The sequence below is a fragment of the Streptomyces sp. NPDC092952 genome (genome assembly GCF_044754785.1).
GTDB lineage: Bacteria > Actinomycetota > Actinomycetes > Streptomycetales > Streptomycetaceae > Streptomyces.
This window is the reverse complement of the sequence record NZ_JBIVPT010000009.1, coordinates 154,388-163,688: the sequence shown is the minus strand read 5'-3', so window position 1 is coordinate 163,688 and position 9,301 is coordinate 154,388. Positions and strand designations below refer to the sequence as shown.

Below are 9,301 nucleotides of genomic sequence, written 5' to 3'. Positions count from 1 at the left end.
CTGTACCCAGGGGTTGGCGTCGTTGTTGGTGTAGCGGTAGATGTTTCCGCCCGCGTTGACACCCCACACATTGGTCCTGGACCCGGCCGAGATCCGGACAAGCGCACCGCTGATCTGCTTCCAGTCGGCCATTTCACCGGCCCCTTTCCCTCTGGGAATGCTGCACCCGGACGTTCCCGAGGCGGAACGATTCAGCATGCGGACGTCTTCGCGGCACGGCTTTTCCTTTGTCCGGAAAGTTGCGTTTATCGGGTGGAGTGGCCTCCGGGCCGGACGTGCCGGGCCCAGTGGTTCGCCATGGATGACCTGAACGCGGTTCCCGACTGTGGGTTACGCGTGGATGCCGCGTTGACTCCGACGCGTACACGAGAACTCCCCGGAGGGCCCCGAGAAGAGATCCGCCGGACCGCGCCGGCCGCACACCCGGGCCATACCCCCCCGGGCCGAGGAGCGGGCAACGTACCGTCAGGATGGTCTGGCCGTCATGGTGTTGGCTTGAGCGTGACGTAGCGTTGACCTTTTGACGGTGCTCGCAGGGCACCGTGGAGCATCGTTGTGCCCTCACCGCCGTGGGGGCTTCGAGGGGTGTTGGGATGAAGCTCTGCTTCCTCGTCGAGGAGCTGTACCGGTGTGACGGCATGCCGCTCGACGTGGTCCGGCGGCTGGTGTCGTGGGGCCACCAGGTGGACGTGGTGCGGCCGGGCGGCTCGTTGCTGCGGGTCTCGGAGGAGGTCAGGGCGGGGACCCACGACGCCTGGGTGCTCAAGACGGTGTCCGGCGGGCCGGGGCTCGCCCTGCTGGAGGCCGCCGCGGCCGTGGGCCTGACCACGGTGAACGACGCGCGGTCGATACGCGCGGTCCGTGACAAGGTCCTCACCTCGATCATCGCGTCCCAGCACGGGCTGCCGGTTCCGCCGACCTATTCGGCGCCGCGGGCCTCGATGTTCGCGGACGTCCCCGAGGAGCTGTTCCCGCTGGTGGTCAAGCCCGCCGACGGCAGCTCCGGGCGCGGGGTGCGGCTGGTGGCGGACCCGGCGGGGCTGGCGGACGCGGAGCAGCCGGGCGAGGGCCAGTTGATCGCGCAGCCCTACGTACCCAACCCGGGCACCGACCTGAAGGTCTACTGCCTCGCGGGCGAGTTCCACGCGACGCTGCGGCGTTCCCCGATCCACCCGGACGGGCCGGACGACGCGGGTCCGGTCCCGCTCTCCTCCGAGGTGGCCGCCGTGGCGGCCGAGGTGGGCGAGGTCTTCGGCCTCGATCTGTACGGCATCGACGTGGTGCTCGGCCCCGACGGTCCGGTGGTCGTCGACATCAACGACTTCCCGAGCTTCCGCCAGGTGCCCGACGCGGTGTCCCGGGTGGCCGGTGCCGTGCTCGACCTGGCCAGGGCCGGGGGCGGTGCCGGGCGCGGGGTACGGGTCCCGGCGGCGCATGCGCCGGCCCGGCCGCGGCTCTCCCTGGGGCTGCCCCACCCCCGGCCGGTTCCGGGGGCCGGGGCGGGCCTGCCGGTGGGCGCGCCGGGAGGCGTCCAGATATGAGGGTGTGCCTGCTGACCGACAAGCCGGGCCACCCGCTGCTCGCCGCGACGGCGGCCCTGCTGACCGGGGCGGGGCACCGGGTGGCCTTCCTCGATCCGGACGGCGGGCCGGGCGACCCGTGGGAACGGATCGCCGCGGACGGCCCCGCCGAGGTCTGCCTCCTCAAGGCGCACACCCCCGCGGCGCTGGCCCTGGCCCGCCGCCTCGAAGCGCACGGCGCCCGGGTGGTGAACTCCGCCGCCGCGACCGAGCTGTGCCAGGACCGGCACCGGATCGCCGGGACGGCCGAGGCCGGGGCCCTGCCGATGCCCCGTACCCGTACCCTGCCGGCGCTGTCCGAGGCGCTGCCGGAAGCGGAGCGGCGGCCCTATCCGGTCATGGTCAAGAGCCGGCACAGCCGTCGCGCCGACCTGGTGGCCCGCGTCGACGGCCCGGACGAGCTGCGGGAACTCGCTGCCGCCTGGCCCGACGAGCCGGTCGTCCTGCAGGAATTCGTCCCGAACAGCGGCTGGGACCACAAACTGTGGGTGATCGCCGGAGAGGTGTTCACCGGGGTGCGGCCCACGCCGGTGGGCGGCCCGCCCCGGGGCGCCCACCGCACGCCGCTGGTCCGCGACCTGCCGTCCGGCTGGATCGCGACGGCGCTGCGCGCGGGCGAGGTCTTCGGCCTGGACGTCTACGGTGTCGACCTGCTGGACCGGGAGGGCGGGCCCGTCGTCGTCGACGTCAACGCCTTCCCGGGCATCCGGGGCCCGGAGGGGGCACCCGAGGCACTGGCGGCCCTGGCCCTGCGGCGGCCCTGAGGACCGGTCCGGTGGCCGGGCGCCTCCTCCTGCGGGAAAGCGGTGGGGAGGCGCCCGGCCGGTGTGGCGGCGGTGCGGCGATCAGTGGAAGTTCAGCGAGGCGGAGCCGGGGTCGGCGGTGATCGATCCCGGGCAGAGGAAGCTGCCGGAGCTCTTCGACGCGGTGAACGCCTGGTTCTTGTAGGTGCGGGTGGAACCGTCGCGGGACCAGCCGACGTTCGTCGCCCGGTAGCTGCACGAGATGATGCTCTGCTTCACCGTGATGTCGATGAGGTCGGACGTCGCGGTGCCCGCCGTGTCGTTGAAGGTGACGGTCGGGTTGTTGTTGAGGGTGGCGCTCGCGCCGCCGCCGCAGCTCACGCCGCTGTTGACGGTGGTGCGGTCGATGGTGAGCGTGGTGGGCGCGGCGGCGCTGGCGGTGGCGTTGGCCCAGGTGCAGGTGGAGCCCGCGGCCGTGATGCTGCCGTCCACCTGCGAGGCCTGGGGGCCCAGGGCGCTCGCCGCGGTGGCGGCGCCGGCGATGACCGCGATGGTCAGGGCGGTGACGCAGGAGATTTTCGGTGTGAGCCTCATGTCACTCCTCGTGCCGCGTCCGTATGGGTGTGGGGGACGAGCGGCGCCTCGTCCGCGTGCGCGGCGGGGGTACGGACGGGCGTGCCAGGGACGGTCCCAGAAACACCGTCAAATGTCAGGTGCGCGTCAAGAATTGGCTGGATGGTGTCCTCCGGGCAGGGCCGGGGCGGGCGGCCCCGGCCCCGGGGCTCTCAGCTCCGGTCCGCGTACACGATGAGGTTGTCGACCGGGTGGCCCTGGGCGTCGAAGGCGCCGTCGCAGGTGATCAGGCGAAGGGTGCTGGTGCGGGTGGCGCCGTAGACCTTCCGGGTCGGGAACGCCTTCTTGGCCACCGACTCGGTGGCGGTGACCGTGAAGTGGAGCTTCGCACCGTGCTCGTCGCGGACGGTGATGTCCGCCCCCTTGGCGATCCTCCGCAGGTCGTGGAAGACGGCCCTGCCGTAGCGGGTGTCGTTGTGCCCGATGATGACGGCCGCGCCGGGCTCGCCGGGCGTGGCGCCACCGGTGTACCAGCCCGCCGTCATGCCCTTCTCGGCGGGCGGGACCTCGACGGTGCCGTCCTGGTTGAGGCCGAGGCGCATCAGCTCGCTGTCGATCCCGAGCGACGGGATGCCGACGCGGACGGGGGCGGCGGCCGTGGAACGGGAGCCCGCCCGCGTGCCGCTGTCCGCCGCCCCGGCCCGCTGCCCGGTGCTGGGAGCGGCCGCACCCGCAACGTCGCGGGGCGGGGCGGCGGACGGGGCGTCCGGGGCGGAGGAGCAGCCGGCGAGGAGCAGGGCGGCGAGCAGCGGCGGCGCGATCGACCGGAGCGGGTACGGGACACGGGGGCGGGTACGGGGCATGGGCGCTCCAGGGCTGGACGGGGCTGGACGGGGCGGAGACGGGGAAGCGACGGTGGCGCCGCCCGGGAACGGACGGCGCCACACGCGGGTTGTCGGCCGGTCAGCCGTTCTGGCGGGCCGCCGAGCGGCGGCGCAGCACGAAGGTGCCCGCCCCGGCGAGGAGCAGCGCCCCGGCGGCCGACCCGGCGAGCGCCGGGGTGCTGTCGCCGGAGGTTCCGGCCGGGCGCTCACCGGCGTCGACGCCACCGCGCGGAGCGGCGCCGTCCCGGACCGTGGGCTCGGCGGTGGCGGTCCTGGCCGGGACGGGGGTCGGGCTCTCGCCCGCGGCGACCCCGCCGCGGGGTGCCACCGACGGGGTCGCGGACTGTCCGGCCGCCGCTTCGGCCGCCGCTGCCCGGGCCCGGTCCGCGGACGGAACGGCGGACGGCTCCACCGACGGGGTGGCGGGCTTGGGCGTGGTGTCGGCGAAGGCCGCGGCGGAGGGGGCGAGTACCGCGCCCGCCGCGACGGCGGCGAGGACGGCGGTGCGCAGGAGACGGTGGGGCATGGGGTGACTCCATTCCAGGTCGGCCTCGTTGCTGCCCGGTACGCGTTCGGTGCCGGGCGCGAGGCATGCCGACAGGCTGGCGTGGAGTTGTGAGGAAGCTGTCAGATCCTTGTGGTCATCGCATCAGGCCCGGTCAAGGGCGGTGGCGGGCCCGGGGCGCCGGTGTCGGCGGGCAGCCGGATCGTGAACACCGAGCCCTCGCCCTCGACGCTGGTCGCGTCCACCGAACCGCCATGCCCCTCCACGAGTTTCCGTACGATCGCCAGCCCCAGCCCGCTGCCCCCGGTGCGGCGGCTGCGCGACTTCTCGGCCCGCCAGAAGCGGTCGAAGACGTACGGCAGATGCTCGGCCGGGATGCCGCTGCCGGTGTCCGCGACCTCGATCACCACGTCCGGGGCGTCCCCGTCCGCCCCGTCCACGTGGGCGCGGACGGTGACCCGCCCGCCCGGTGAGGTGTGGCGCACCGCGTTGGAGACCAGGTTGCCGATCGCCTGACGCAGCCGGACCGGATCGGCCCACAGCGTGCCGGGGGAGCCGGTCCCGGCGGTGAGCGCGACCCCCGCCGTCTCGGCCCGTCCCTGGTGCGCCGAGACGACCTGCGCCAGCACGTCCTCGACCCGTACCGGCTCGGGGTGCAGCCGCAGCGCGCCGGCGTCCGCCGCGGCGAGGTCCTGGAGGTCGTCGATGATGTGCTGCAACTGCACGGCCTCCGTGTGCAGCGAGGCGATGAACGCCGGGTCCGGCTCCGCCAGACCGTCCTGCGCGGCCTCCAGCCAGCCCCGGATGTTGCTCAGCGGGGTCCGCAGCTCATGGGCGACGTCGCTGACCATGTCCTTGCGCTGCGCCTCCAGCCGCGCCCGGTGGCCGGCCATGTCGTTGAACGCGGCGGCGAGCCGCCCGATCTCGTTGTCGTCGCTGACCAGCACCGGTTCGGAGTCCTCCCCGTCCCGCATCCGCTGCGCCGCACCGGTCAGGGCACGCAGCGGCCGCACCAGCCGCGATCCGGCGAGCACGGTGGCCCCGACGGTGAGCGCCAGGACCAGCGCCGCCGCGCCCGCGATCTTCGCGGTGTTCGCGGGGGAGAGGTCGAAACCCGGAACGGTCGTGCCGTTCTCCGCGCCGATGAACAGCAGGGCGGGCGAGGCGACGTAGGAGCTGAGCTGCTCCCGTCGCGCCGTGTCCACGCAGGAGGCGGTTGCCCGGTCGTCCTCACCGGTCCGCACCGTCGGCACGGGGGTGGGGGCCGTACGGGCGGCCGCGCTCGCGGCCTCCCGGGGCCGGACGCCGTCGTCCCAGGACAGGTCCGGGTTGAGATGGATGACGGAGCGGTCCTGGCGCTTCAGGCAGGCGTTGGCGAGGGCGTCGAGCGCGTCCAGTGCCTTCCGTTCGGTCGCGGTCGGGGCGTCCAGCGCCTCGGAACCGCACCGGTCGTCCCCCGCCCGGTCCGGGCCGCCGCCGACCCGCTGCACCCGGGGGCGTCCGCTGGGTCCGCGGACCACGTCCGCCGCGACCCCGATCCGGTTCAGGCAGGCCGCGTACCGTTCGGCGGTCTGCAGCAGGGCCGTACGCTCGGCGGCGGGCAGGAGGAACGGGCCGACCGCCCTCGGGTCGACCCGCTCGGCGGTGCCGCCCGTTCCGGCCGCGGCACCCTCGGCCCCCGGGGCCGTGCCGCCCGTCCCCTCGACGGTCCGGGACAGCGCGGTGTCCACCGACAGCGGATCGACGATCGCCGAGGCCTGCGGCGGAAGCGCGGACGGCGGGGACGGGGCGACGGAATCGGCGAGCGGTACGCGCCGCTGGGTGGTGAGCGCGATCCGCCGCCCGGACTGCCGCGCCAGCTCGCGGACCGTGCCGTCGACCCCGTCCCAGGTGGGATGGGTCGCCGCGTACCCGAGCAGGGTGTTGTAGATGCGGGCGTCCGCCGTCAGGTTCTGGCCCTGCTCCTGCTTGATGGCGCCGGAGGTGGTCTGTACGGCTATCCATGCGGTCGCCGCCACCGAACACGCGGCCACCAGCGCGGACACCGTCAGCAGCCGGCCGAACAGGCTCCCGCGCAACGGCAGTCGGGCCCGCCGTCGCTCACGACGCACGCGGGGCGCTCCCGGCCGGGTCCGTCAGCTTGTAGCCGACACCGAAGACCGTCAGCAGCCGGACCGGGCGGCGCGGTGCGGGCTCGATCTTCTTGCGCAGGTTCATGATGTGCACGTCGACCGTGCGGAAGCTGACGTACCGGTCGAAGCCGTGCAACTCCTCCAGGAGCCGCTGCCGGGTGAAGACCCGGTCGGGTTCGGCCGCCATGGCGGCCAGGATCCGGAACTCGCCCGGTGTGCACTCCACCGCCCGGTCCCCGACCCTGACCTCGTGCCGGTCCGGGTCGACGAGCAGCTCCCCGACCCGCAGCGCGGAATCCGCACCGGGGACGGGAGCGCCGCCCGGCCCGCCCCGGCGGCTGCGCCGCAGCAGGGTCCGCACCCGGGCCATCAGCTCGCGGGGGCTGTACGGCTTGGTGAGGTAGTCGTCCGCGCCGAGGTCCAGCCCCAGCAGCAGGTCGTCCTCGGTGGAGCGGGCCGTCAGCATCAGCACCGGCAGCTCGCGCTGCTCGGCCCGGAGCACCCGGACCACGTCGAGACCGTCGGCCCGCGGCATCATCACGTCGAGCACCAGCAGATCGGGCTCGCGGTGCCGGACCCCGGCGAGGGCCGCGAGCCCGTCGCCGACGACCGTGACCGCGTGGCCTTCGTGTTCGAGATAGCGGCGGACGAGCTCGGCCTGCTTCTCGTCGTCCTCGGCGACCATGACATGTGCGCACACCCGTACGATCGTAGAGGACCGCGCACCGGCCGCCGGGGCCCGGTGGGCTACCGCGCCGAGGCGACCAGCGGGTAGTGGTCGGAGAGGTTGGTGTACGTGTAGCTCTTGCCCCAGCTGCTCACGGTCCAGGGCGCGCTCTCCTCCTTGACCACGTCGTTGGTCCACCCGGCCGGGCGCACGTGCCCGGCGCGGTGCAGCACGTGGTCGAGGTCCTCGCGCGGGTCGTCCGGGTAGCGGTCGGCGGCGATCGAGTTGTCCCGGGTGTCGAAGGAGTACGGGTGCCCGGTGCGGGCGTCGGGGGCGGCCAGGCCCGCGTCGGCGAGCATCGACGGGTACTCGGCGGAGCGCGAGTCGACGTTGAGGTCGCCCGCCACGAGGACCTGTTCGGAGGCCGGTATGTTCTTGGCGTCGAGGAAGGCGTCGATCTGCCGGAACTGGAGGGCGCGCTTGGCGGCCGCCTCGCCCGCCTTGCAGCCGGAATCGGTCGACTGGGTGTGCGTCCCCACGACGTGGACCCGTGCCCCGTTCACGTCCAGCTCGGCGTAGACGAACCCCTTGTTCGACCAACTGTCGCTGCCGCAGGCGTCCTTGTAGATGAACTGCTCCTTGCGCACGATCGGCCACTTGCTCAGCACCGTCACCCCGCCGTCCTCCGGGGTGAGCGCCGAGTACGCCCCGCCGGTCGCGTCCCAGCCGCTCCTGCTCCGGCCCACCACCGGCGTCTGGTACGGGTACCGGTCCGAGGCGGTGCGCAGCAGCGCGTCCGAGGCGGAGTTGTCGAACGCCTCCTGGAGCACGACGACGTCGTTGCCCTGGAAGAACGGCGTCCTCGGGATCTCCGCCGCCCGGTGGTCCTGGCCCCAGTTGGGGTAGAGGTTCTTGCTCATCAGGAACGTGTTGTACGTGAGGACGCGCAGCGGCGGGGTGTCCGCCGCCGCGGCCTGCGGGGCGTTGGCGGCCAGGGTCGCCGCGGCGAGCGCGCCGGCCAGGACGGCGCCGGAGAGACGGCGGATCACGGGGTTCGGCACGGTTTCTCCTGATGCGGAAGAGGGCGGGTGGTGGCGCCGACCATCAAAGCAAAAGGAGTTACTCATGGGTAGACATCGGGTGCCGCCGGTCTGGCCGCCGCGGGAACGGATGGACACCGGCGGATCTCCGCGGCCGTGACGGATCATCAGCTCATCCGGCGGGCGGGCCGCCGCGGAGGTGCGGCGGCCCGCCCGGGTGTCACGGCTTGCGGGCGAGACCGCCGTGTTCGCCGACGGGGCGGGCGGCGGGGGCGGTGGGGGCCGGCCGCCAGAAGGGGACCGACACGACGCCCGGGTCCAGCAGCTCCAGACCGTCGAAGAACGCCGTGATCCGGTCGACGGGGCGCAGGAAGTAGGGGATGGCCCCGGTCTCGTTGTAAGCGTCCTGGGCCCGCTCGTAATCGGCATCGACACCGCGCGAACCGTCGTTGACGGCGAGGTAGCTGCCGGAGGGCAGCGCGTCCATCAGTCGGGTGACGATGGCGCGCGCCTGGTCGTGGTCGGCGATGTGGCCGAGGATGTTGCTCAGGATGAGGGCGGTGGGACGGGACAGGTCCAGTGTCCCGGCGGCGAGCGACAGGATGCGGTCCGGGTCGGTGAGGTCGGCGTCCACGTAGGCCGTCGTGCCCTCGGGGGTCGAGGTGAGCAGGGCGCGGGCGTGCGCGAGGACCATCGGGTCGTGGTCGACGTAGACGATCCTCGCCTCCGGGGCGAGCCGCTGCGCCACCTCGTGGGTGTTGTCCACGGTGGGCAGGCCGGTGCCGATGTCCAGGAACTGTCGGATCCCCGCCTCGGTGACCAGATGGGTGATCGCCCGGCCCAGGAAGGCCCGGCTGCTGCGGGCGACGGTGGTGATGCCCGGGAAGACGGCGCTGTACGCGTCCCCGGCCTGCTCGTCGACCGGGTAGTTGTCCTTGCCGCCCAGCCAGTAGTTCCAGATCCGGGCCGAGTGCGGCACCGATGTGTCGATCTTCTGCCGCTCGGGGCCGGACACCGTTGCGTGGTCGGTCATGGGTATCGCCCGTTCTTCAGCCGAGGTGGAGACTCTTCACCGCACAACCTACGCTCCGGCAGAACGTGAGAACTGAACAGGTTCAGGGTTTCGATTCCCGCCTCCCGGCGGGGGGTCTGACGGGGAGTGAGGGAGATGTTCGGG

The 9,301-nt window shown here is 73.5% G+C and carries 10 protein-coding genes; 2 read left to right on the top strand and 8 right to left on the bottom strand.

Annotated elements, in window-relative coordinates:
* Positions 1-132 (bottom strand): tectonin domain-containing protein (locus ACIQGQ_RS22640; RefSeq protein WP_402398533.1); only part of this gene is annotated, 132 nt, incomplete at its 3' end.
* A 461-nt stretch (positions 133-593) separates the two neighbouring features.
* Between ACIQGQ_RS22640 and ACIQGQ_RS22635 the strand changes: the two genes are divergently transcribed.
* Entirely contained in the window at positions 594-1,541 is a 948-nt protein-coding gene (locus tag ACIQGQ_RS22635; protein ID WP_402398433.1) for a RimK family alpha-L-glutamate ligase, read from the top strand.
* On the top strand, positions 1,538-2,344 hold the full coding sequence (locus ACIQGQ_RS22630; RefSeq protein ID WP_402398432.1) for a RimK family alpha-L-glutamate ligase: 807 nt from the start codon (positions 1,538-1,540) through the stop codon (positions 2,342-2,344). The genes ACIQGQ_RS22635 and ACIQGQ_RS22630 overlap by 4 nt, the downstream gene beginning before the upstream one ends.
* Positions 2,345-2,425: 81 nt before the next feature.
* Here ACIQGQ_RS22630 and ACIQGQ_RS22625 read toward each other — a convergent pair whose 3' ends face one another.
* From ACIQGQ_RS22625 to ACIQGQ_RS22595, 7 genes are all read right to left on the bottom strand, one after another.
* Positions 2,426-2,917: a hypothetical protein gene (locus ACIQGQ_RS22625; RefSeq protein ID WP_402398431.1), complete on the bottom strand. Its 492-nt coding sequence runs from the start codon at positions 2,915-2,917 to the stop codon at positions 2,426-2,428.
* Between the two features lie 191 nt (positions 2,918-3,108).
* Positions 3,109-3,759: a class F sortase gene (locus tag ACIQGQ_RS22620; RefSeq protein WP_402398430.1), complete on the bottom strand. Its 651-nt coding sequence runs from the start codon at positions 3,757-3,759 to the stop codon at positions 3,109-3,111.
* Positions 3,760-3,859: 100 nt separating this feature from the next.
* Positions 3,860-4,306 (bottom strand): hypothetical protein, encoded by a 447-nt coding sequence (locus ACIQGQ_RS22615; protein WP_402398429.1) that lies wholly within the window; start codon positions 4,304-4,306, stop codon positions 3,860-3,862.
* Positions 4,307-4,407: 101 nt separating this feature from the next.
* On the bottom strand, positions 4,408-6,396 hold the full coding sequence (locus ACIQGQ_RS22610; RefSeq protein ID WP_402398428.1) for a sensor histidine kinase: 1,989 nt from the start codon (positions 6,394-6,396) through the stop codon (positions 4,408-4,410).
* Positions 6,386-7,102, bottom strand: a complete 717-nt coding sequence (locus ACIQGQ_RS22605) for a response regulator transcription factor (RefSeq protein WP_402398532.1) — start codon at positions 7,100-7,102, stop codon at positions 6,386-6,388. The genes ACIQGQ_RS22610 and ACIQGQ_RS22605 overlap by 11 nt, the downstream gene beginning before the upstream one ends.
* 62 nt (positions 7,103-7,164) lie before the next feature.
* Positions 7,165-8,145 (bottom strand): sphingomyelin phosphodiesterase, encoded by a 981-nt coding sequence (gene sph, locus ACIQGQ_RS22600; protein WP_402398427.1) that lies wholly within the window; start codon positions 8,143-8,145, stop codon positions 7,165-7,167.
* 199 nt (positions 8,146-8,344) lie between these two features.
* A complete protein-coding gene (locus ACIQGQ_RS22595; protein ID WP_402398426.1) occupies positions 8,345-9,157 on the bottom strand; it encodes an SAM-dependent methyltransferase in 813 nt (270 codons plus the stop codon).
* Positions 9,158-9,301: the final 144 nt, after the last annotated feature.

Bases quoted from the DNA above. Each gene is read 5' to 3' on its own strand.
- ACIQGQ_RS22630 (WP_402398432.1), top strand. From the start codon at position 1,538: ATGAGGGTGTGCCTGCTGACCGACAAGCCGGGCCACCCGCTGCTCGCC.
- ACIQGQ_RS22605 (WP_402398532.1), bottom strand. From the start codon at position 7,102: ATGGTCGCCGAGGACGACGAGAAGCAGGCCGAGCTCGTCCGCCGCTAT.
- ACIQGQ_RS22620 (WP_402398430.1), bottom strand. From the start codon at position 3,759: ATGCCCCGTACCCGCCCCCGTGTCCCGTACCCGCTCCGGTCGATCGCG.
- ACIQGQ_RS22615 (WP_402398429.1), bottom strand. From the start codon at position 4,306: ATGCCCCACCGTCTCCTGCGCACCGCCGTCCTCGCCGCCGTCGCGGCG.
- ACIQGQ_RS22595 (WP_402398426.1), bottom strand. From the start codon at position 9,157: ATGACCGACCACGCAACGGTGTCCGGCCCCGAGCGGCAGAAGATCGAC.
- ACIQGQ_RS22635 (WP_402398433.1), top strand. From the start codon at position 594: ATGAAGCTCTGCTTCCTCGTCGAGGAGCTGTACCGGTGTGACGGCATG.
- ACIQGQ_RS22625 (WP_402398431.1), bottom strand. From the start codon at position 2,917: ATGAGGCTCACACCGAAAATCTCCTGCGTCACCGCCCTGACCATCGCG.